This window comes from Pontibacter deserti (assembly GCF_023630255.1).
Lineage (GTDB): Bacteria > Bacteroidota > Bacteroidia > Cytophagales > Hymenobacteraceae > Pontibacter > Pontibacter deserti.
Map to the genome: position 1 here is coordinate 964,577 of NZ_JALPRS010000001.1, position 20,704 is coordinate 985,280.

General features: G+C 45.5%; 22 protein-coding genes. 6 read left to right on the forward strand and 16 right to left on the reverse strand.

What is annotated here, in order from left to right; translation table 11 throughout:
• The first annotated feature begins 203 nt into the window (after window positions 1-203).
• The gene (locus MJ612_RS04120) at window positions 204-647 is read left to right on the forward strand and encodes a DinB family protein (RefSeq protein ID WP_187029713.1); all 444 of its coding nucleotides are present in this window, start codon (window positions 204-206) and stop codon (window positions 645-647) included.
• A gap of 6 nt (window positions 648-653) precedes the next feature.
• On the opposite strand, the gene MJ612_RS04125 is transcribed toward MJ612_RS04120, so the two are convergent.
• From MJ612_RS04125 to MJ612_RS04135, 3 genes are all read right to left on the reverse strand, one after another.
• Window positions 654-974, reverse strand: a complete 321-nt coding sequence (locus MJ612_RS04125; RefSeq protein WP_187029714.1) for a hypothetical protein — start codon at window positions 972-974, stop codon at window positions 654-656.
• Window positions 975-1,420: 446 nt separating this feature from the next.
• A complete protein-coding gene (locus tag MJ612_RS04130; RefSeq protein WP_187029716.1) occupies window positions 1,421-1,975 on the reverse strand; it encodes a 3'-5' exonuclease in 555 nt (184 codons plus the stop codon).
• Window positions 1,976-2,027: 52 nt separating this feature from the next.
• Window positions 2,028-3,155 (reverse strand): MBL fold metallo-hydrolase, encoded by a 1,128-nt coding sequence (locus MJ612_RS04135; RefSeq protein ID WP_187029718.1) that lies wholly within the window; start codon window positions 3,153-3,155, stop codon window positions 2,028-2,030.
• A 311-nt stretch (window positions 3,156-3,466) separates the two neighbouring features.
• On the opposite strand from MJ612_RS04135, the gene MJ612_RS04140 reads away from it, so the two are divergent.
• Window positions 3,467-4,906, forward strand: a complete 1,440-nt coding sequence (locus MJ612_RS04140; protein ID WP_222619600.1) for an FAD-binding oxidoreductase — start codon at window positions 3,467-3,469, stop codon at window positions 4,904-4,906.
• A gap of 60 nt (window positions 4,907-4,966) precedes the next feature.
• Window positions 4,967-5,176: a hypothetical protein gene (locus MJ612_RS04145; protein WP_187029721.1), complete on the forward strand. Its 210-nt coding sequence runs from the start codon at window positions 4,967-4,969 to the stop codon at window positions 5,174-5,176.
• Window positions 5,177-5,245: 69 nt separating this feature from the next.
• On the opposite strand, the gene mnmE is transcribed toward MJ612_RS04145, so the two are convergent.
• The 9 genes from mnmE to MJ612_RS04190 all read right to left on the reverse strand — a co-directional run bounded on the left by mnmE (window position 5,246) and on the right by MJ612_RS04190 (window position 15,093).
• Window positions 5,246-6,625 carry a tRNA uridine-5-carboxymethylaminomethyl(34) synthesis GTPase MnmE gene (gene mnmE, locus MJ612_RS04150; RefSeq protein WP_187029722.1) on the reverse strand — a complete coding sequence of 460 codons (1,380 nt, stop codon included), beginning with the start codon at window positions 6,623-6,625 and terminating at the stop codon, window positions 5,246-5,248.
• A gap of 883 nt (window positions 6,626-7,508) precedes the next feature.
• Complete coding sequence (locus tag MJ612_RS04155) at window positions 7,509-8,051, reverse strand: thioredoxin family protein (protein WP_187029724.1); 543 nt, start codon at window positions 8,049-8,051, stop codon at window positions 7,509-7,511.
• Window positions 8,052-8,116: 65 nt separating this feature from the next.
• Window positions 8,117-8,989, reverse strand: coding sequence for a metal ABC transporter permease (locus MJ612_RS04160; RefSeq protein WP_187029726.1), 873 nt, complete (start codon window positions 8,987-8,989; stop codon window positions 8,117-8,119).
• A 78-nt stretch (window positions 8,990-9,067) separates the two neighbouring features.
• Window positions 9,068-10,351 carry a metal ABC transporter permease gene (locus tag MJ612_RS04165; RefSeq protein ID WP_187029728.1) on the reverse strand — a complete coding sequence of 428 codons (1,284 nt, stop codon included), beginning with the start codon at window positions 10,349-10,351 and terminating at the stop codon, window positions 9,068-9,070.
• Window positions 10,348-11,151 (reverse strand): metal ABC transporter ATP-binding protein, encoded by an 804-nt coding sequence (locus MJ612_RS04170; RefSeq protein WP_187029730.1) that lies wholly within the window; start codon window positions 11,149-11,151, stop codon window positions 10,348-10,350. Before MJ612_RS04170 ends, MJ612_RS04165 begins: the two co-directional genes overlap by 4 nt.
• A gap of 12 nt (window positions 11,152-11,163) precedes the next feature.
• Window positions 11,164-12,093 (reverse strand): metal ABC transporter solute-binding protein, Zn/Mn family, encoded by a 930-nt coding sequence (locus MJ612_RS04175; RefSeq protein WP_187029731.1) that lies wholly within the window; start codon window positions 12,091-12,093, stop codon window positions 11,164-11,166.
• Between the two features lie 18 nt (window positions 12,094-12,111).
• On the reverse strand, window positions 12,112-12,771 hold the full coding sequence (locus tag MJ612_RS04180) for a metal-dependent transcriptional regulator (RefSeq protein ID WP_187029733.1): 660 nt from the start codon (window positions 12,769-12,771) through the stop codon (window positions 12,112-12,114).
• Window positions 12,772-12,876: 105 nt separating this feature from the next.
• Window positions 12,877-13,875, reverse strand: a complete 999-nt coding sequence (locus MJ612_RS04185; RefSeq protein ID WP_187029735.1) for a 3-oxoacyl-ACP synthase III family protein — start codon at window positions 13,873-13,875, stop codon at window positions 12,877-12,879.
• A gap of 81 nt (window positions 13,876-13,956) precedes the next feature.
• Window positions 13,957-15,093, reverse strand: a complete 1,137-nt coding sequence (locus tag MJ612_RS04190) for a glycosyltransferase (RefSeq protein ID WP_187029737.1) — start codon at window positions 15,091-15,093, stop codon at window positions 13,957-13,959.
• A gap of 49 nt (window positions 15,094-15,142) precedes the next feature.
• Between MJ612_RS04190 and MJ612_RS04195 the strand changes: the two genes are divergently transcribed.
• Window positions 15,143-15,955 (forward strand): 2,3,4,5-tetrahydropyridine-2,6-dicarboxylate N-succinyltransferase, encoded by an 813-nt coding sequence (locus MJ612_RS04195; protein ID WP_187029739.1) that lies wholly within the window; start codon window positions 15,143-15,145, stop codon window positions 15,953-15,955.
• 112 nt (window positions 15,956-16,067) lie between these two features.
• Here the strand turns inward: MJ612_RS04195 and MJ612_RS04200 are convergent, their stop codons facing one another.
• Window positions 16,068-16,460, reverse strand: a complete 393-nt coding sequence (locus MJ612_RS04200; RefSeq protein WP_187029742.1) for a VOC family protein — start codon at window positions 16,458-16,460, stop codon at window positions 16,068-16,070.
• Window position 16,461: 1 nt separating this feature from the next.
• A complete protein-coding gene (locus MJ612_RS04205; RefSeq protein ID WP_187029744.1) occupies window positions 16,462-17,355 on the reverse strand; it encodes a 3-hydroxyacyl-CoA dehydrogenase family protein in 894 nt (297 codons plus the stop codon).
• A gap of 415 nt (window positions 17,356-17,770) precedes the next feature.
• Here MJ612_RS04205 and MJ612_RS04210 point away from each other — a divergent pair, with 415 nt between their 5' ends.
• Complete coding sequence (locus tag MJ612_RS04210; RefSeq protein ID WP_162426218.1) at window positions 17,771-17,923, forward strand: lmo0937 family membrane protein; 153 nt, start codon at window positions 17,771-17,773, stop codon at window positions 17,921-17,923.
• Window positions 17,924-17,989: 66 nt separating this feature from the next.
• A complete protein-coding gene (locus tag MJ612_RS04215; protein ID WP_162345496.1) occupies window positions 17,990-18,139 on the forward strand; it encodes a lmo0937 family membrane protein in 150 nt (49 codons plus the stop codon).
• 82 nt (window positions 18,140-18,221) lie between these two features.
• Here the strand turns inward: MJ612_RS04215 and MJ612_RS04220 are convergent, their stop codons facing one another.
• On the reverse strand, window positions 18,222-18,941 hold the full coding sequence (locus tag MJ612_RS04220) for a hypothetical protein (protein ID WP_187029746.1): 720 nt from the start codon (window positions 18,939-18,941) through the stop codon (window positions 18,222-18,224).
• A 7-nt stretch (window positions 18,942-18,948) separates the two neighbouring features.
• Window positions 18,949-20,574: an ABC-F family ATP-binding cassette domain-containing protein gene (locus MJ612_RS04225; RefSeq protein WP_187029748.1), complete on the reverse strand. Its 1,626-nt coding sequence runs from the start codon at window positions 20,572-20,574 to the stop codon at window positions 18,949-18,951.
• Window positions 20,575-20,704: the final 130 nt, after the last annotated feature.

Below are 20,704 nucleotides of genomic sequence, written 5' to 3' on the forward strand. Positions count from 1 at the left end.
AGTATTATACAAAGCCAAAGAAAAGCCGCTCCTGTTTTCAGGAGCGGCTTTTTGGTTTTATGTGGGAATTATAGATGAGTAAGTGTTTGAAGCAATTTTATAGTTTCTTATACTTGTCTAAAGCAGCCTGTGAATGTTGAATAACCGAATACGTATTAAACAGAATTAGCAAACTTTTTAACTTTCTAACTCCAAACCTCCAAATGTTGCTGCAAGACCTGATTACCATACTTAACCGTGACCTGGAAAAGCTTTACAGCGAAATAGATGGCTTTACAGAGGAGGCTAATCTTTGGAAAACAACAGGGAATATCACCAACCCGGCAGGGAACCTGTGCCTGCACCTGTGCGGAAACTTGAATAGGTATATTGGCGCTAAACTCGGCAACAGCGGATATGTACGCGACAGACCGGCAGAGTTCAGCAGGAAGGATGTACCCAAAACGGAACTCTTGAAGCAGGTAGAACAGACCCGGGAAATGGTAGCTAATACCCTGCAGCAGCTTCAGCCAACTAGCCTTGAGCAGGAATACCCGGAACAGGTGTTGGGCAAGCCCATGACAACTGGTTTCTTCCTGATACACCTCACAGCACATTTGTCTTACCACCTGGGGCAGATCAATTACCTGCGGCGGGTGCTGGAGTAAGGCATGCTAATCATAATGAACTTCCAGTTCATCATCAGCCAGACCTATAGCTATGCCGTGCCGCAGTATTTTATAGTTTGGATGCTCTTGATTACTCAGGTCATTTTCGATCTCCTGGATAGTTAGCCCTTCTGTATCACCTTCAAAAAAACGGATCCAAAGTCCTTTGGTAGCTTCGGTTTCTTCATCTTCTGAGTCTTGATCAGACATAAGTTGCATTTCAATTTCCCGGAGCTTTTGTATCAGTTCTTCATTGTCAATTATGCCGTCTATGTAAGCACTGAAAATCTGCTTTACGGTTGCTGTATAGCGAGCTTGTTTTGTCATGGGTGGTAGTAAACAGTTATAGTCTGCAAGGTAACCAGTAAAGTTTATAGTTTATGTAACTCCCCCTTGAGAGGATGCACCTAATTGTTAGTATCAACTTAACAGCCTGTCTGACTCAATTTTTAGTATAATACACCTGTATCAGCTTTACTATGCCTTTTCTGGTGAGTTTTGTTGCTAAACATTTTGCTGCTCAGGTAGTTACTTAAAGTATAAGCTGCTGATTATTGTTAGTTAATAAGATTTATTTGCCTATGACACCTAATACTGCACTTGCTTTGCTTCTGGTTGGTTCTTTAGCTTATTTCGTAATAGAGCTGGTTATAGATTAGCTATAAAGATTACAGTTAGTATATGTTACCTTTCGTAGTATAGGAGCTTCCGCATCCGGAATTTCTGAGGTGGGGTAACAGCTAGGTAGTAAAGCTAATTTATCAAGTATAAACTCAGACGCGGCTGATCTTGCTTCCCATTTTCGCAAGAAACTCTTCTTCCGAAGCAGTACCAGTCTGTTCAATAGCTTTCAGAGAAAGTGCGGCACAGGCATGTGCATCTGACGCAGCCCTGTGGTGCTGGAAGTCGATCCGGTGTATGTTGCAGAGCGTTTTCAAATCATACTTAGTCATACCTTTCCAGATGTTCTTAGAGAATTTCAGGCTGCATGAATAGCGCGCCTCCGGTAGCGGTAGGTTATAGGTAGCCAGTGTTTTGCGCAGTACGCTCATATCAAAACTGGCATTGTGCGCGATCAGGAACTGTCCCTCCAGGTAAGGCTGCAGTACCGGCCACAGCTCCCTGAAATCAGGCTGGTCTTTTACATCGGTCGGTTTTATGCCATGCACCGCCACATTAAAATGGTTAAAGTGCGGATAGTATAAAGGCTTGATCAGCCAGGAGCGGGTTTCTACAATCTGCCTGTCCTTTACCACTGTTATACCTATCTCACAAGGGCTGTCTCTTTGCGGCGTAGCTGTCTCGAAGTCTAATGCTATAAAATCCATGTCGCAATTTAGGGATTTATACAGGCAGCTTCATCAATTTCTGTTATTCCTTCTACCTCCTCCACCAAACCTTCCCCGGCGCTTTCTTTCCTAAAACTATAGATTCCCCGATTAGCGGAGTAGTCATGGGTACTTTCAAACGCGCAGCTTCTTTAGTTACTCGTTCTATAGGGTCGGTCCAGGTGTGCATGGCCAGGGCGAAGGCACCCCAGTGGATGGGCATGAGCAGTTTGCCTTTCAGGTCGAGGTGGGCCTGCACGGTTTGCTCGGGCATCATGTGTATGTTGGGCCATAGCTCGTTGTACTGGCCGCACTCCATCAGGGTAATATCGAAGGGACCATACTTGCTGCCGATTTTGGCAAAACCAGGAAAGTAGCCGGAGTCGCCGCTGAAGAAAATCCTGTCTTCCTTACCAATGATCACCCACGACATCCAGAGCGTTTTCATTCTGTCGTCGAAGCCGCGGCCTGAGAAATGCCGCGATGGGGTCGCAGCAAAGGTCAGCCCTTCAAAGGTTGTTTCCTGCCACCAGTCCATTTCGGTTATCTTTTCGGCTGGCACACCCCAGCGTTCCAGGTGGGCACCTACACCAAGTGCTACATAAAAATGGCCTGTCTTTTTGTTCAGCTCTTTAATAGAGCCATAGTCCAGGTGGTCGTAGTGGTCATGCGATATCAGCACAGCATCAATCTGGGGCAGCTCTTCCACGGTAATGGGCAGCGCAGAGAAACGTTTCGGACCAATAAAGCTGATAGGAGAGGCAATGTCTCCGAGCATAGGGTCCAGGAGCAGGCGCTTACCATCTATTTCTACCATAAAAGCTGAATGCCCGAGCCAGGTAACTATAGTGGCGGTGTCCTGTACGGTGCTGGTAAACTGCCGTGCATTCAGTTTCTTAACCGGTACTTCCCAGTCAGGCACCTGGTTATCATTATTCCCGAATATCCTGGCCGAAAAGATCTTTACAAACCCCTTAAAGCCGATGTCCATGTTCGTTTCAACAGGGTTTCGGAACTGCCCGTCTTTATAGTTTGGCGATTGCTGCATGGTCTTCAGGCGCGCACCCTTGGCCTCGGCACCAAACTGCGGCGATAACTTCAGGAAAGCGCAGCCAGAGGCCAGGGCCGCAACTATAAGCAGGCCAAGTGCAAAGAGGGTAATTCTGATCTTTTTCTTCATCAGGTATAGTCAAAATAAAGGTAGCATGTACAGCAGGTATCTGCGCACGTTCGACGAACTATCAATCTCCGGATTTACAAATTATAACCTCCTGCAAAGGTAGATGTTAAAAGTTTACAGTTGTTCACCAGCGGGTATATCAGGTTTAAGTGTAAAATCAAGTCGTTTACTGGTAACTATAGTTTGTAAGAGCTTTATAGTAAATTGATTAAGTGCATAAGTAAATGTGATACGTACAATAAAAAGGAGCGCCGGTGTGTGGTTAACAAGTCAGAAACATCAGGTTTATACTTTAAAACAAGGAGGTACCAATGAGCAACATGTTTACAGTGGGTACGCTCGAAGGGGCAACCACACAACTCTCAGCCGAGGAGATCAATGCACTTGCAGCCAGTTTACGAGGCCAGCTCCTGACACCGGAGGCAGCAGGGTATGATGCGGCCAGGGTTATCTGGAACAGTATGATAGACCGGCACCCGGGCCTGATCGTGCGCTGCGCCGGCGTAGCCGATGTGATACAAGCTGTAAATTTTGCGCGAACACATGAGCTGCTGCTGGCAGTGCGGGGCGGAGGCCATAACATTGCCGGTAATGCTGTATGTGACAAAGGCCTGCTGATCGACCTTTCGCAGATGCGCTCTGTACGGATAGACCCGGAAAATCATACAGCGCGTGTAGAGCCCGGCTGCACCCTGGCCGACTTCGACCACGAAGCGCAGGCTTTCGGGCTGGCAACCCCGCTTGGCATTAACTCAACTACCGGTGTGGCAGGTCTTACACTGGGCGGCGGCTTTGGCTGGCTTAGCCGCAAGTATGGCATGACCGTAGATAACCTGCTTTCTGCCGACGTAGTGACTGCCGATGGTAAGCTGGTGCACGCCAGTAAAAAGCAGCACCCGGACCTGTTCTGGGCCATACGTGGCGGAGGCGGTAACTTTGGGGTAGTTACATCTTTTGAGTTTCAGCTGCACCCGGTGGGGCCGGAGGTATTGTCTGGTTTAATTGTACACCCTTTTGAGGATGCAAAAGAAGTACTGCAGTTCTACCGCCATTATGCCCATACGTTGCCCGATGATACCGCTGTGTGGGTGGTACTACGTAAAGCACCGCCGTTGCCTTTTCTGCCGGAAGAATGGCATGGCCGGGAGGTAGTGGTATTAGCAGCCTGCCACATAGGCGACATGGCAAAAGGAGAAAAGATACTGGAGCCACTGCGCAGATGGGGTAAACCGATAGCCGATGTCATTGGTCCGCATCCTTTTGTAGGCTGGCAGAAAGCTTTTGATCCGCTGCTTACTCCGGGAGCCCGCAATTACTGGAAATCACACAACTTTACTGAGCTGAATGACGGAGCCATTGATTTGATGATCGACTATGTGCACCGCCTGCCATCGCCGCACACCGAGATTTTCCTGGGTCAGGTAGGTGGCCAGATGGAACGTGTGGGTGAGACTGAAACAGCTTATCCGCACCGCGATGCCAGCTTTATCATGAACGTGCACGCCCGCTGGGAAACCGCTGCTGAAGATAACGACAGCATTCGCTGGGCACGAGCCTTCTTCAAGGATTCGGCAGCCTATGCCACAGGTGGGGTGTATGTCAACTTCCTGACCCAGGATGAAACAGAGCGCATTCAGGCAGCTTATGGCCCTAATTACGACCGCCTGGTGGAAGTGAAGACCAAGTACGACCCGGACAATCTCTTCCGCTTTAACCAGAACATCAAACCCAGCACAGTGGCGCTGCATTAATGTCGGTATTGCTTGGTTGAGTATAGTATGTGGTTGGATAACGCCAATTAGTTATAACCTATGGAGAAGAAGAAATACCTGTGCAGGTGGGGCGACTGGGACGACCGCGCCATCAACACCTATGATACCAGGGAAAAAGAAGTAACCGAAGACTACTTTACAAGCGCCAACGGCTACGATCCGGAAGATATTGATGCTGTTGCGACTTTGGAAGTAGGGGAAGAGTGTGACATTTCAACGGGTAACCAGATCGTTACCAGGATCAGCTGAGGTGGGCTGTAAACTATAAAGCCCTCTTGTTGTGGCAGGAGGGCTTTATTGTTTTTGAGAATTTGTAGGTTACTTGCCGATGCAGAACTTAGTAAAAATGTTGTCCAGTAAATCGTCTGTTGTGATCTCGCCGGTGATCTCACCTAAACTATAAAGTGCTCGGCGAATATCGGCTGCTACCAGATCGCCGCTCATACCTAGGGCCAGCCCGTGCAGCACATCATCCAGGGCAGCGTAGGTTTTGTTCAGGCTGTCTACGTGGCGGAGGTTGGTAACTATAGTTTGCTGCTGTGTGTTTAGCTTGCCGATGTTTACTTTTTCTATTAGTGTATCTTTAAGTGCATCCATGTTTGCTCCTTCTGCCGCCGATATCTTCACTAGGTCTTCTATGTTGTCGAAAGCTGCAAGTTTAGTAGGGGAGGCTTCATCTATTTTATTCGCCACAGCAAGCACCGGAAGCTTTTTAGGGTTTAGCTGCTCCAGTTCGGCCTGTACTTCTTCTGGTGTAGTGGTGGTAATATCAAACAGGTAAATGATCAGCGACGACTGGCTCAGCTTCTGCAGGGTGCGCTCCACACCTATAGCTTCTACCTTATCTGTCGTTTCGCGGAGGCCGGCGGTATCTATAAACCGGAAGGTAATACCGCCCAGGCTAATCTCATCTTCAATAAAATCGCGGGTTGTACCAGGTACATCTGATACAATGGCTTTTTCCTCGTTCAGCAGCTGGTTCAGGAGGGTAGACTTACCGGCATTGGGTTTACCAACTATAACCGTAGGCACACCATTCTTGATCACGTTGCCTACTTCAAACGACTTCAGTAGTTCCCTGATAATGCGCTGTATGTTGAGGATGAGGCTACGTAGCTGGTCGCGGTCAGCAAACTCAACATCTTCCTCGCCAAAGTCCAGTTCCAGCTCAATCATAGAGGCAAAGTGTACGAGTTCAGCACGCAGTCTTTTAATTTCCTGCGAAAATCCACCCCGCATCTGTTTCATAGCCACTTCATGTGACAGGGCAGAATCAGATGCGATCAAGTCGGCTACAGCTTCGGCCTGCGCCAGGTCAAACTGCCCGTTCAGGAAAGCACGTTTTGTAAATTCACCGGCATTGGCCAGGCGGGCACCATGTTTCAGAAATAGCTTCACGATCTGCTGCACAATGTAGTCTGAGCCATGACAGGAGATCTCCACCACGTTCTCTTTGGTATAGGAGTGGGGCGCTTTAAACAGCGACACCAGCACTTCATCCACAATCTTACCTTCATCGCGGATGGTACCGAAATGAATGGTATGTGATGGTTGCTGCTCCAGGTTTTTGCCTTTAAATACACGCTGGGTTATAGTTATGGCCTCCGGACCAGAAAGACGGATAACGGCAATAGCGCCAGCACCGGGTGCTGGCGCTACGGCTACTATCGTATCGTTAGAAAGTATATTCGTATTCAAGTTGTTGCTGTTAATCAGAATACAAATTTACGAAGTTATCTGATGTTGTCGGTTGTATTGTTTTAGTTAAAGTCATTTAGAGCCATAGCTAGAAATCTATTTCAGCTTATAGTTGTAGTTCCTACTTTGTCATTTTGAGCCTCAGTGAGAAATTTTTATGTCCTATAGTTGGCTATAGTTGAAACCTGATCCAAGCTATACTTCCATAGTTACCTCCAATCCTGAGAGCTCTACTTGCCTATAGTTATCATGGTTAGCTTTGGTGCCCTCAAGGCCGGGAGGCCCCGTCTTCGGGCATCGCGCGGTGTACATTTCCTTTGCTCGTACCTCGCAATGCTTTCAGCACCGGAAATCTACAAGGCGCTCAACCCAAAGACTGAGATCATTTCGATAGAAGCTGCTATAGTTTGAAGAGATGCTATAGTTGTATAGCTTTATCGTGGTTGTAGTTCCGTAGGGACAGGTCGAGACCTGTCCGCTCATGGAGCTGTATCTATTGAACTATAACTGATGAATAGGCAGCGGCAGAAAGTCCCCCTTTGAAGGGGGCAGGGGATGTCCAACAGCAATTATAGAACTATAAATTAAGCTATAGCAGCACAGAAAGTGTCCCCTAGAGGGGACTATAGGGGTGTTAAAGCAGCAACTATAGAACTATAAAACTAACTATAGCAATAACAGAAAAACTCTCCGCCTTAGACAAGGAGGGGAAGGGGTGGTTGGACCGCTATAGAAGTATAGCCAGTGCCTTTACTATACCTATCCCTGCCGGGCCAGTTGCATCAGGAGATGCAATACTATTCTAAGTCACGAGTCTGGAGACTCGCGCCAGCCGTAATATAAATCCTGAAAATTCTGACTCAGACAGATTAAAATTCAGCACTTACTTCCGTTTCTCGTACTCCTGCCACGTCATGGTTTTGTGGAAGTTCTCGCCGAAGTAGCGGATGATCTTGGTAAAGGCTGCTTTGTCGAGGTAACCGGGAACAGGGGAGAGCATGTTCATCTTCTCATCCAGATAGACAGTAGTAGGATAGCTCATCTGGCCATTTAATAAAGCCAGTGCCAGCTCATGGGATTTATACTCTGGTTTGTAAGTATAGGTATGGCCTTTTACTGTTATAGGTTCTTTTCCTTCGGCATCCAGTTTTACGGCATAATAATTCTTATTGATGTATGCCACTACTTCCGGATCGGAGAAAGTTGATTTGTCCATCTTTTTGCACCAGCCGCACCAGTCGGTATACACATCGATGAAGATCTTGCGGGGCTGTTTCTTCATCTTTGCTTCGGCCTCTTCCATAGTAAGCCATTTTATAGTTTCAGCTTTGCTTTTCTTTCCATTATCAGGTGAGGGCGCAAATGTAAAAGCTGAGATTCCGGAGAGCAGAACCAACAGCGTTAGAAAAGTATAAACTGGTTTCATAGCAGGATGATTTTTAAGCGTAACACAAAGAATAACCGAAAACAGTTTCTTAACGATGAAGCTTTTTAAACTGGTATGGCTTTTCTGTTTTTAAATAGCAAACCATGCGTAGGCGAGAACAGGAAAGCCAAACCAAATTCGATACCTGTAATAGTAGCAATGGCTCCGGCAATAGAACCATCGAGCCAGTACGCCAGGTAATATCCTGCTACAGACGCTACTATACCACAGATTACAGCTAATACCAACATCTGCTTAAAGTTATCGGTAAGCAGGTAAGCTGTAGCCGGCGGACCAACCAGAAAGGCAACTACAAGTATAGCACCCACCGACTCAAAAGAGGCCACTGTGGTTAGCGATACTGCGGTCATGAGCAGGTAATACCAAAGCGTGGTTGAGATTCCGATAGCAGCTGCATAGCCCGGGTCAAAAGCTGTAAGGAACAACTCTTTATAGCCCAACACTATAAAGGTAATGATAAGTATAGTTACAAAGCTTAGGGTCCAGATGGTGCTGGGGCCAAAGCTGAGGCCGTTTTCAGTAAGCCACAGATCTAAAGGCACATATGCAATCTCACCGTAAAGTACACAGTCTTGATCTAGGTCTACCTGGCCAGCAAAAACAGAGATAAGTATAATGCCTATCGCAAACAGCCAGGTAAAGGTGATACCTATGGATGCATCGGCTTGTACACGGGCATAACGGTGAAAGAACTCGATCAGGAAGGTAGTGATCACGCCCAGTAAACCAGCCCCGATGATCATCGGTATAGAATCGCGGGAGCCGGTGAACAGGAAAGCAATTACGATACCCGGAAGCACAGCATGCGAGATAGCATCGCCTACCATGGCCATCCGGCGAAGTATAAGGTAACAGCCCAGCAAACTACAGCAGGTTGCTACCAAAGATCCGGTCAATATTATCCAGAATGCATTCACGGTTTCAGTTATCAGTTAGCAATTATCAGTAAACAGTTATTACACAACCCATTCATAATTCGTAATTCATAATTATAACTATGGGATTTTGGTGTGGTGCGGGTCCAGGGCAGGGTAGTTCAGTTCTTCCATCAGTTTCTGCTCCAGTTCCGGGGTAATAATGTGTTCTATCGTTTCTGCGTCTTCGTGCACGTGGTCTGATGCCAGTTGCAGATACTGCGTTAAGTATAACTCCCACAAGCGGTGCAAACGCACCACACGTTTACCTCTTATCTCACCTTCTCTGGTTAATGCCCAACCGTCAGGGTGCTTTTCTATGTAGCCCTGTCGTTTTAATTTATGTAATCCGGTTAAGGCCTGTTTCTTCGGGATGTTCCGGCGGGTAAGTATAGCATCCAGAGTTCTGTTACTGAAGTAGTCTTCGTGCTGTTCGCCCAACTGGTAAAATAACTTCAGCAGGTTTTCTTCCAGTATCTGTACTTTGTTGTGTCGGCGGCGCATCATCCTGGCAATCCAGCCGCGTTTGGGCGCAAATGCAAACGAAAGTATAGCGATCATGGAAACGATAAGTACAATCCAGGGGCCGGTAGGCATGGCCGGGGCAGTATACGAAACAAAAGCACCGGTTATCCCTGAGAAAGCTCCTATCAGCGCAGCAAGTATAAGCATGATGCCAAGCCTTTCGGTCCAGAAGCGGGCAGCAGCAGCAGGCGTGATCAACATGGCAGCCATCAGTACAACCCCCACAGCCTGTATACCCACTACTACCGCAAATACAGTAAGGGTAGTAAGCAGCAACTCCAGCGACCGCACCGGGAATCCTATACTTTTAGCATATATTTCGTCGAAGCACAGCAGCTTCAGTTCTTTATAAAAGAAGATAGTGGTAACAAGTAAAAGTATAGCCACTGCACTGAATACTACCAGGTCTTCGCCAACAAGCGATGCCGCTTTTCCGAACAGGAATTTGTCGAGGCCACTTTGTGCAGCGTTGCCGGAATGTTGTATGGCAGTGAGCAGTAGTATCCCAATCCCGAAGAAAACCGATAATACCAAGCCTATAGCTGTATCTTCTTTAATGCGGGAGCGGGATGTAATGTAATCAATAAGTATAAGTGAGAGCCAGCCGGTTACAAAAGCGCCCAGCAAAAGTATAAATGGGTTTTTAGTGCCGGAAAGTATAAAGGCAAGACAAACACCTGGTAAAACGGCGTGCGCCACCGCATCGCCAACCAATGCTCTTTTGCGCAGCAGCGTAAAACAACCAACCACTGCGGAACTACTGGCCAGCAGCACAGAGCCCAACGTTACATACCGGATATTGGCATCAGCAAACGAAAAGAACTCAAAGAACTCTTTCATACTTTCTTCGCTTTAGTCTCGCGGGTCGGGAATTCCTGTTTGCGCAGTAAGTCGCCTACTTTGCTTAACACCGTTAGTTTACCGCCATAGGTTTGCTCCAGCATTTCCTGGGTCAGTACCTGTTCTGTCGGGCCGGAAGCCACTAAGCGCATGTTCAGTAAAACTACCCAATCAAAATATTCGCTTGCTGATTGCAGGTCGTGATGCACTACTATAACTGTTTTGCCTTGTGCCCGCATAGTACGCAATAGTTCTATAATAGCTGTTTCAGTAGCGATGTCTACACCGGCAAAGGGTTCATCCATAAAGTAGATGTCTGCGTTCTGGGCCAATGCTCTTGCCAGGAAAACGCGTTGTTGCTGCCCCCCGGAGAGTTGTGATATTTGCCGGTCGGCGAAAGCCTGCATGCCTACTTTCTCAAGTGCCTGCATCGCAGCATCTTTATCCGCTTTGCGAGGCCGATTAAACAAGCCCAGGTTCCCGTAACGTCCCATCAGTACCACATCAAACACCGAAGCCGGAAAATCCCAGTCTACGGATTCGCGCTGCGGCACATAGGAGATACGTTTGCGTACTTGTTTTATCGGATCCCCGAAGATGCGAACATAACCGCTGCTGACTGGCAGCAAGTCCATGATAGCTTTTATAAGCGTAGATTTACCGGCACCGTTTGGCCCGATAACGCCTACCAGCGACCCGGCAGGCAAAGTAAGGTCTACGCCCCACAGTACAGGCTTCCGATCATAACTCACTGTAAGATCGTGTACTTCTACTACCGGATTTTCTACATGAAGTATCATGGTGTAACTATTTTATTTTAAAGCGGATACGATGTTGTTTACATTATGCCTGACCATGCCGGTATAAGTACCTGCCGGTGTTCCTGCTTCGCCAAGTGCATCAGAGTATAGGGTGCCGCCAATGTGTATATTATGTCCTTTTTTCCGGCTCCCGATTACAACTGCTTCGATGGCCTTTGGTGATACTGATGACTCTACAAACACAGCCTTTATCTTATGTTGTACTATAAAGTTTACAAGCGACGATACATCCTGCAGTCCAAATTCTGAAACTGTGGAGATTCCCTGTAAACCGCGTACTTCTATACTATAAGCTTTGCCGAAGTACCCGAAGGCATCGTGCGCCGTTATCAGGATGCGCTGCTGCTCAGGTATGGAGCCAATGGCTTGTTTGGTATACCTGTGCAGTTGCTCCAGTTGTTGCAGGTAATTCCGGGCGTTGGCAGCATACACTTCAGCATTCTTCGGGTCCTTGCGCTGCAATTCGCTTACCAGGTGCTGCACCACCCGCTGCCACAACGATACATCAAACCATACGTGCGGGTCATGACTATCGGCATAATCCTGGGACTGTAGCAGGTACTGTTCTGGTATTCCTTCGGCAGCAGCAACCACAGACTTAAAGCGGTTAAGCTTAGACAGTACTTCGCCCATTTTGCCTTCCAGGTGCAGCCCGTTGTAAACTATAAGGTCGGCATCTGTCAGTTTCTGTAGGTCGCCTTGCGTGGCTTTGTAGAGGTGCGGGTCCACGCCGCTGCCCATAATGGCTTCTACGGTAGCGGCATCCCCAACTATGTGCTTCACTGCATCAGCCAGAATACCTGTAGTGGTAACCACGTACATTTTCTTATCATCGGGTACCGGACCTTTGGTTATAGTTTGCTTACAGCCCCAGCAGAGCAGGCAAACTATGAGTGTTAGCAGGAGAGAGGCGCGATACATATGTACAGATTTAATTACCTAAGCAGACAGGAAAATATTACGAGCTACTTCGCTGGAAACAACCAGGTTTTTTTTATTTTCTATATTGATTTCTAGGGAACTATCGTAGGGGATCTTGTCCAGTACTTTAACTTTGGCTCCCAGAAAAATTCCCATCTTGTCGAGGTATTGCAGGAACAGCGGCTGCGAATCATTTACACCTACTACTATGCCGGCATCATACACTTCCATCTCAGCCAATAGCTTTTGTGGCTTCAGTTTCAGTTTACCGTCTTCAGAAGGTATAGGGTCTCCGTGCGGGTCAAATTGGGGATAACCCAGAAATTCATCCAGGCGCTTTGTGAGCAGGTCCGAGCTGATGTGTTCCAGTTCTTCGGCTACTTCGTGTACTTCGTCCCAGTTAAACTTGAGCTTCTCAACCAGGAACACTTCCCACAACCTGTGTTTGCGAATTACCTGCAGTGCCACCCGTTCGCCGGCTTCCGTCAGCGATACCCCTTTATACTTCACATAATCTACCATGCCTTTAGCGCTAAGCTTACGCAGCATATCAGTTACCGAAGCAGCCTTGGTATCTAAAGCATCCGCAATAGCATTGGTATTTACGGCATCTACGCCACCACCCGATAGCTTATAAATTGCCTTTATGTAATTCTCTTCTGTAAAGCTGTGGCTCATTCTGTTTAATTATGAATTATGAATTAGAAATTATGAATGAGAGGCCATAAGCTTTCTGTATCCATAATTCATAATTCATAATTCGTTATTCATAATTCTAAAAACTTACCAACGAACTAAGGCTGATGCCCAGGTAAAGCCGCTACCGAATGCTGCCATACATACCAGGTCACCTTCTTTTATGCGTCCTTCCTGCACGGCTTCGCTTAATGCAATAGGAACTGAGGCTGCTGTAGTGTTGCCATACTTATGAATGTTGCTCATTACTTTGTCGGCAGGCAAGCCCATTTTCTGCTGTATATATGAGGTGATTCGCAGGTTGGCCTGGTGCGGTATAAGCATGTCTATATCAGAAGCTTTATAGCCGTTTTTGTTAAGTGCTTCTTCAATTGCTTCCGGGAAACGTGTTACAGCATGCTTGAACACCATGTTACCGTTCATGTAAGGGAAAATCGTACCTTCATCAATCATCTGGTGCGTCAGGCGGTCTTTTTTGTTGCTGCCCGGATCAATGGTTGCCAGCTCCTCGGCAAATTCGCCATCGGCATGCAGGTGTGTAGAAAGTATACCTTTGTCGGTGCTCTCAGAAGGAGTAAGCACTACGGCGCCGGCACCATCCCCGAAAATAACCGACACATTACGTCCGCGTGTAGAGAAATCTAAGCCGCTTGAGTGAATTTCGGAACCTACCACCAATACATTGTTATACATTCCGGTCTTGATAAACTGATCTGCAACCGAAAGCGCATAGATGAAGCCTGAGCACTGGTTACGTACATCCAACGCAGGAATTTCTTTCAGGCCAAGTTCACGCTGCAATAATACGCCAGAGCCAGGGAAAACATAATCAGGGCTAAGGGTAGCAAATACAATCATGTCGAGATTAGTAGCTTCAAGCCCGGCATTTTTAAGAGCCATACGGGCTGCATTGGCACCCATGTTGGCAGTTGTGTCTGTTCCTTCAGTAAAGTAGCGGCGCTCCACTATACCTGTACGCTCTCGGATCCACTCATCAGAAGTGTCCATGATCTTCTCCAGGTCTTTGTTGGTTACTACTCTTTCAGGTACATAATGGCCAACGCCAGCTATTTTTGAATTACGCATAGTTATAGTTGTTTTCGTTTCAAATATACTGTTATATTCTAGATTTAGATTCGTCTAAAAATAAATTTATTTTATTATGCTTTATAAAGTCTGCTGTAAAAGCCTCTGAACTATCGTTACTAATTTGCCTTCTTCCTGCTCCCAGAAGATATCTGCTGGTATTCCTGATGTATAAAATTTATTTTCATAAAGTGCTAATAATAAGCTTGAAATGCTGTGGTGATTAAAGTTTATGCTTAAGCCTGCCTTTGCTTCTGATAACAAATTATCCCACAATGGGTTTTGCTTCATAAGTATGGGTAGGCCATAAGCCATATACTCGTAAAGTTTGGTAGGGATACACCTGAACGTGCTGGGGTTAGGCTGATATGGTAACAAACCTATATCATGCGTAGCGATAGCCTGAAGTATAGCCTGGTGTGGTACGAGCTTATCACCTCCTATTAAAGTAATATAAGGTTTACCAAGTATAGCCTGCTGTAGTTTTTGTAAAGTTTGAGTATGTGCGCAGTAGCCAATTATAGTTAATGTTACATCAGCATTTGTCTTATGCAGTTCCTCAGCCAGCCGCACTGCTTCAAAAATCCCATAGAGGCTGGAGATGGTACCTGAATAAAGTAACTTTAATTTATCTCTGTTTACTTGAACTGGTGTAGCAGGCTTGATGTAGTTTGTACCTGGTTTATACTTGTTCTCCAGAATTGTAAAACGGTCCTCTATAAAAGGCAGCTCCTGTGCATAGCTTTGTTCTGCCAGCAGGAAATGGTCTATTCTGGAGGCAGTCAGTTGTTCTATACTTCTTACTCCTGTTGCCAATACTCTTTTAAGTATAGGGTGGTAAGTGTCCTGCGCCGTAAGGTTCAGGCTATAGTTTTCCTGCACATCATAGATCAGTTTGCATTTATACTTGCGGGAGTAGTACCAGGCAGCCAAAAGCAGTTCGTGGGTACAAACTATAATAAGGTCAGGTTTTATACTTTGCAGCAGCTTCAGGAATTTACGTTGGGCTGTAAACCGGCTTATACTTAATCTGCGGAATGAAAAGACAGGATGCAGCTGCACATTAGAAGGTATACCGGCAGGAGCAGGAGCTTCGAAGCCGGCAATATGAACCTGTGTATATGGCAGCTTGCTCAGCGAAAGCCCCAGCTTCTCATACATACGGGTATCGTTAATGGGTTTTAGTAACGAAGCAAGCAGAATTCTCTTTTCAGACATCGGTTAAATTTAATACTTTTACGCATTATTCAACATCAACAATAAATAGATGGCGCTTCAGACTATAATAGAACAAGCCTGGGAAAACAGAGCTTTGTTGCAGGAGCAGGCTACTGTAGATGCAGTACGTGCGGTAATAGAAGAATTAGATAAAGGAAGAATCCGGGTGGCGGAGCCGGTTGGCGACGAATGGAAGGTAAATGAGTGGGTAAAGAAAGCCGTACTTATGTACTTCCCGATTCAGGCCATGAAAACCATAGAAGTAGGGCCTTTCGAGTTTCATGATAAGATTGCCCTTAAAACAAACTATGCAGCGCAGGGTGTCCGTGTAGTGCCTCACGCCATAGCACGTTATGGCTCGTTCCTGGAGAAAGGTGTGATCATGATGCCATCTTATGTAAACATTGGTGCTTATGTAGGTGAAGGTACTATGGTTGATACCTGGGCAACAGTAGGTAGCTGTTCACAGGTTGGTAAAAACGTACACCTGAGCGGTGGTGTTGGTCTGGGTGGCGTATTGGAGCCTGTTCAGGCTGCTCCGGTTATCATTGAAGATGGTGCCTTTATCGGATCGAGAAGTATATTGGTGGAAGGTTGCCGTATTGGTAAAGAAGCCGTTATCGGTGCCGGTGTAACTATAACCGGTAGCTCAAAAATTATCGACGTGACAGGCAGCGAGCCTAAAGAGTATAAAGGTTATGTACCGCCGCGTGCTGTGGTTATACCTGGTTCTTACACCAAGAAATTCCCTGCCGGCGATTTCCAGGTACCTTGTGCCCTGATCATCGGTCAGCGTAAAGAAAGCACTGACCTGAAAACATCATTGAACGATGCACTGCGCGATAACGCTGTAGCAGTTTAGTACAGTGAACAGTTAGCAGTTAACAATTTTTGTAAAAGAAGAAGGCCTTTGCTATAGTAGCAAAGGCCTTCTTTATTTTGTCAGAAACAGATTAAAGTTAACTGATAATTGATTACTGTCTTGAGTGAAAGGCGATTCGGTTGCCTTCGGTATCCAGTACCAAGCACATATAGCCGATTTCTTCGGTGATAATTGTTTTCTCCTTAAGTAACTTTCCACCTGCAGCTTCAACTTTAGCTAGTTCATTTGCTAGATCACCGGAAGGTGAGGAGAAGTAAACAATCGTACCATCAGCTGAAGGTTTGTAAAGGTCTTCGTTCTTCACTAAAGAACCGGATGCTCCCATACCATTGTCGCTCCACGGGAACCAGGCCATTTCTTCGTTTCCAAATTGCTGGCTCTCCAGTTCAAACCCAAACACTGTACTATAAAACTTAATGGCGCGTGGCATGTCGGTAACTGGTATCTCAAACCAGCCAACTACGTTGTTTTTCTCCTGGCTCATTTTAACGCTTCTTAAAACGATCAGCTACTACCAGTTCTTTACTGCCGTGCGTCCAGGAGTAGAAGCCTTGCCCGGTTTTCACACCTTTGTGGCCCGCCTGTACCATGTTTACCAGAAGCGGACATGGCGCATATTTAGGATTACCAAAGCCATCGTGCAGTACATTAAGTATAGATAAACACACATCCAGACCTATAAAGTCGGCCAGTTGCAGCGGGCCCATCGGGTGCGCCATGCCTAACTTCATAATGGTATCAATTTCTTCTACACCCGCTACGCCTTCATATAAACTATAGATCGCTTCGTTGATCATCGGCATCAGGATACGGTTAGCCACAAAACCAGGGTAATCGTTGCACTCTGTTGGCACTTTGCCCAGTTGCAGCGAAATATCCATTATTTGTTGCGTAACTTCATCAGAAGTAGAATAGCCACGAATGATCTCTACCAGCTTCATTACCGGAACCGGGTTCATGAAGTGCATGCCAATTACTTTATCAGGTCTGTCAGTAACAGATGCAATTTTTGTAATTGAGATAGAGGAGGTGTTGCTGGCAAGTATAGCTTCAGGCTTGGTAAAGCTGTTCAGGTCTCGGAAGATCTTCAGTTTAAGGTCTACGTTCTCTGTGGCAGCTTCCACAACAAGGTCAGCTTCTCTTACACCTTCCTGCATATTTGTGAAGGTGGTAATGTTATCTAACGTATGTTTTTTCTGCTCTTCAGTCAGGTTGCCTTTGGCGATAATGCGGTCTAAGTTTTTAGAGATAGTTCCTAAAGCTTTATTCAATGCTTCTTCTGATATATCTACCAGGGCTACCTGGAAACCATTCTGTGCAAAAACATGAGCAATACCGTTGCCCATTGTGCCTGACCCAATTACTGCGACTTTCTTCATAGGTTGTTTAAACGTATAGTTTGGTAATCTATGACAAAGCTAAAATAAAATCTCTTATTCTACAGATATATTCAGTGCAGTCTTAGTATACTTCAATATTGTGTATGATATGGGCTTTTGATAAGGCCAGATATTTAAAACGCAGCGCAATTATTTGAACCAGCTATTGGTAGCATGTTATGGCTATGTTTAAGTAATTATAAGGTGTTTGAGATATAGCTAGTTATGATTTGAAAAGGAAAGTAAGGATTTGGTGGATTAAAGGTTGTAACATTAGTTTATTTTATAAAAAGTGATCGCTCAATACATCCTTTATAATATATATGCGTAAAAGCTTAAACAAAAAAGTACAACTGCTGTGCTTAATCTAGACGTGATAAGGAGCAGTTGCCGATAAACTAAACTGAAAATAACAATGGGAAATTTACTTTATATTATAGCCGTAGTGCTTATAATTTTCTGGCTCATCGGTTTCTTAGGATTCCCGGATGCTGTTGGTGGCATTATTCACGTGTTGCTTGTACTTGCTGTAATAGCTGTGCTGCTGCGACTGATACGGGGAGTCTAACTTCAATTCAGAATAAACGTTAATACTAAAAAAGTACTTTACAACCTACATTAAACAATTAAAACTATGGGAAATTTATTGTATATTATAGCAGTTATCCTTGTGATTTTCTGGCTTATCGGTTTCTTGGGATTCCCTGATGCCGTTGGTGGTCTGATTCACATTCTATTAGTAATCGCCGTTATCATGGTACTGTTACGCCTTATAAGGGGCTAACGGAACATTGATCTATACACACGAAAGTAAAAGGACTGCCCTGTAAGGCAGTCCTTTTTATATTTTATACTCCAATGCTTAATTAACGTCTGAAAGGCAGATTTATACCTGCTCTGATAACCGGATTACTGTAAGGATTAACCGGATCGTCATTTACATTGTAGAGCAACAACAAATCAAAAGAGGCTTTGTCGCTGATACGCTGTCGGTATCCACCTCCAAACATAGGCATTGTCAGGTTTTTGCGGTGTTTCTCATATGTTGAGGGCGACGTTAAGATCAGGTATTCACGGCTTAATACTTCTACTTCGGCATGTGCCAGTAAAGCACCATCTCCAATATCAAAGAGTTCTACTTGCGTAAAAGCACGTCCGCCATAATTATGTAATGAAATACCTCCATCACTTATAAAATGGTAGACAGCACCTGTACCTATACTCAACTTGTCTGTTATTTTATACCCAATTATAGGAAGCAGGGTAATGTTGGTATAACTGCCGAATTGTAAACCAAGGCTACCTCCAAAGTATAGCTTATCTATAAAGTCTTCCTCTTCTTTTATTTCTTCCTGCTGCGCTACAACTTCAGGCTGTTGCTGTACCGGAGGTTTAGGCTGTACCTGTGGTTGTTTTTTAGGTGGTGTATAAACCGGTTGTTCGTTACCCGGAGGGCCGGTAGGCAACGCAGGCTTGCGCTTAACAGTGTCAGGTTCTACCTGTGCCAGCACACTCAGGCTGCAGCACAAAAAAAAGCAAAGTGCCAGCAGGCACTTTGCATAAAGAGGAGTCGTTTTAGCAGACATATAGGTGTTATACCGTTGCTGTTTCGTACATTTTTTTGCGCAGTTCGCGAATATTATCGTCCTGCAGGTACTCTTCGTAAGTCATGCGTTTGTCAATCATACCATTCGGGGTTAACTCTATAATACGATTGGCAATAGTATCCACAAACTGTAAGTCGTGAGAGGAGAACAATACCGTACCATCAAAATCCTTAAGCGAGTTGTTAAGCGCTGTAATAGATTCCAGGTCCAGGTGGTTGGTAGGGTCATCCATTACCAGGAAGTTACCAGACTGCAGCATCATTTTGGAGAACATACAGCGTACTTTCTCACCACCCGATAATACGTTCGCTTTCTTTAACGATTCTTCGCCGGAGAACAACATACGGCCCAGGAAACCACGAATAAAGCTTTCGTCTTTCTCAACAGAGTACTGACGCAGCCAGTCTACCAGGTTTAGGTCCGTATTAAAGAATTCAGCATTATCTTTCGGGAAGAAAGCAGTGTTTATAGTTGTACCCCACTTAAAGTCTCCAGTATCAGGTTTCACTTCACCGGCCAGTATTTTAAAGAACAAGGTAGCGGCAACGTCATTACGACCAAGTATAGCAATCTTATCACCTTTATCCACCATAAAGCTTACATCCGTAAAAATCGGCTGGCCTTCCACAGACTTGCTCAGATTTTCTACCTGCAACAGTTGGTTACCAGCTTCTCGCTCTGGTTTAAAAGCGATATATGGATATTTACGTGATGATGGTTGTATATCATCCACCGTAAGTTTTTCTAGTAATTTAGCACGTGATGTTGCCTGCTTGGATTTTGAAGCGTTAGCGCTGAAACGACGGATAAATTCTTCCAGTTCTTTACGCTTATCTTCTGTCTTCTTGTTGGCATCTGAGCGCTGCTTCAGGGCAAGCTGGCTAGACTCATACCAGAAACTATAGTTACCGGCATACATCTTAATTTTGCCAAAGTCGATATCGGCTACGTGTGTACAAACAGCATCCAGGAAGTGGCGGTCGTGCGATACAACTATAACTGTGTTCGGGAAATTACCCAGGAAGTTTTCAAGCCACATGATCGACTCTGCATCCAGGTTGTTGGTAGGCTCATCTAGTAACAGGATATCCGGGTTACCAAACAAAGCCTGAGCCAATAAAACACGTACTTTTTCGCTACCACTCAAGTCCTTCATCAGGGAGTAGTGCAGGTTCTCGCTAATACCCAGACCGCTCAGGAGTTCAGCTGCTTCGTATTCGGCATTCCAGCCTTCCATGTCGGCAAATTCGCCTTCCAGTTCGGCTGCGCGTTCGCCATCGGCATCAGTAAAATCAGCTTTGGCATAAATGGCATCTTTCTCCTGCATAATGTCGAACAGGCGCTTATGGCCCATAATTACCGTCTGCAGTACTGGAAACTCATCGTAAGCAAAGTGGTTCTGCTTTAAAACGGCTAGTCTTGCTTTGGCTGGTATTTCAACTGAACCAGTGTTAGGCTCAATCTCACCAGATAAAATCTTCAGGAACGTAGATTTACCCGCTCCGTTAGCACCTATCAAACCATAGCAATTGCCAGGTACAAATTTTATACTTACATCTTCAAATAATGTGCGCTTGCCATATCTCAAGCTTACATTGTTAGTACTGATCATGCGTCTTTATTAGAGAATTAAAATTGATTCTTGTTGCAAAACTACAAAATAAAAGCCGGGTTTAATGAAACGTGCGTTCAAGCATTTATGAAAATTGTCTGGCTGCAGGAAGGTAAATGATTTTATGCCA

What these genes read in the sequence shown, in the direction of transcription:
- MJ612_RS04165 (WP_187029728.1), bottom strand. Translation starts at nt 10,351, where the DNA reads ATGAAAGAGTTCTTTGAGTTCTTTTCGTTTGCTGATGCCAATATCCGG.
- MJ612_RS04190 (WP_187029737.1), bottom strand. Translation starts at nt 15,093, where the DNA reads ATGTCTGAAAAGAGAATTCTGCTTGCTTCGTTACTAAAACCCATTAAC.
- MJ612_RS04145 (WP_187029721.1), top strand. Translation starts at nt 4,967, where the DNA reads ATGGAGAAGAAGAAATACCTGTGCAGGTGGGGCGACTGGGACGACCGC.
- MJ612_RS04205 (WP_187029744.1), bottom strand. Translation starts at nt 17,355, where the DNA reads ATGAAGAAAGTCGCAGTAATTGGGTCAGGCACAATGGGCAACGGTATT.
- MJ612_RS04215 (WP_162345496.1), top strand. Translation starts at nt 17,990, where the DNA reads ATGGGAAATTTATTGTATATTATAGCAGTTATCCTTGTGATTTTCTGG.
- MJ612_RS04155 (WP_187029724.1), bottom strand. Translation starts at nt 8,051, where the DNA reads ATGAAACCAGTTTATACTTTTCTAACGCTGTTGGTTCTGCTCTCCGGA.
- MJ612_RS04210 (WP_162426218.1), top strand. Translation starts at nt 17,771, where the DNA reads ATGGGAAATTTACTTTATATTATAGCCGTAGTGCTTATAATTTTCTGG.
- MJ612_RS04140 (WP_222619600.1), top strand. Translation starts at nt 3,467, where the DNA reads ATGAGCAACATGTTTACAGTGGGTACGCTCGAAGGGGCAACCACACAA.
- MJ612_RS04125 (WP_187029714.1), bottom strand. Translation starts at nt 974, where the DNA reads ATGACAAAACAAGCTCGCTATACAGCAACCGTAAAGCAGATTTTCAGT.
- MJ612_RS04130 (WP_187029716.1), bottom strand. Translation starts at nt 1,975, where the DNA reads ATGGATTTTATAGCATTAGACTTCGAGACAGCTACGCCGCAAAGAGAC.
- MJ612_RS04120 (WP_187029713.1), top strand. Translation starts at nt 204, where the DNA reads ATGTTGCTGCAAGACCTGATTACCATACTTAACCGTGACCTGGAAAAG.
- MJ612_RS04200 (WP_187029742.1), bottom strand. Translation starts at nt 16,460, where the DNA reads ATGAGCCAGGAGAAAAACAACGTAGTTGGCTGGTTTGAGATACCAGTT.
- MJ612_RS04175 (WP_187029731.1), bottom strand. Translation starts at nt 12,093, where the DNA reads ATGTATCGCGCCTCTCTCCTGCTAACACTCATAGTTTGCCTGCTCTGC.
- MJ612_RS04135 (WP_187029718.1), bottom strand. Translation starts at nt 3,155, where the DNA reads ATGAAGAAAAAGATCAGAATTACCCTCTTTGCACTTGGCCTGCTTATA.
- MJ612_RS04180 (WP_187029733.1), bottom strand. Translation starts at nt 12,771, where the DNA reads ATGAGCCACAGCTTTACAGAAGAGAATTACATAAAGGCAATTTATAAG.
- MJ612_RS04170 (WP_187029730.1), bottom strand. Translation starts at nt 11,151, where the DNA reads ATGATACTTCATGTAGAAAATCCGGTAGTAGAAGTACACGATCTTACA.
- MJ612_RS04185 (WP_187029735.1), bottom strand. Translation starts at nt 13,875, where the DNA reads ATGCGTAATTCAAAAATAGCTGGCGTTGGCCATTATGTACCTGAAAGA.
- MJ612_RS04195 (WP_187029739.1), top strand. Translation starts at nt 15,143, where the DNA reads ATGGCGCTTCAGACTATAATAGAACAAGCCTGGGAAAACAGAGCTTTG.
- MJ612_RS04225 (WP_187029748.1), bottom strand. Translation starts at nt 20,574, where the DNA reads ATGATCAGTACTAACAATGTAAGCTTGAGATATGGCAAGCGCACATTA.
- MJ612_RS04220 (WP_187029746.1), bottom strand. Translation starts at nt 18,941, where the DNA reads ATGTCTGCTAAAACGACTCCTCTTTATGCAAAGTGCCTGCTGGCACTT.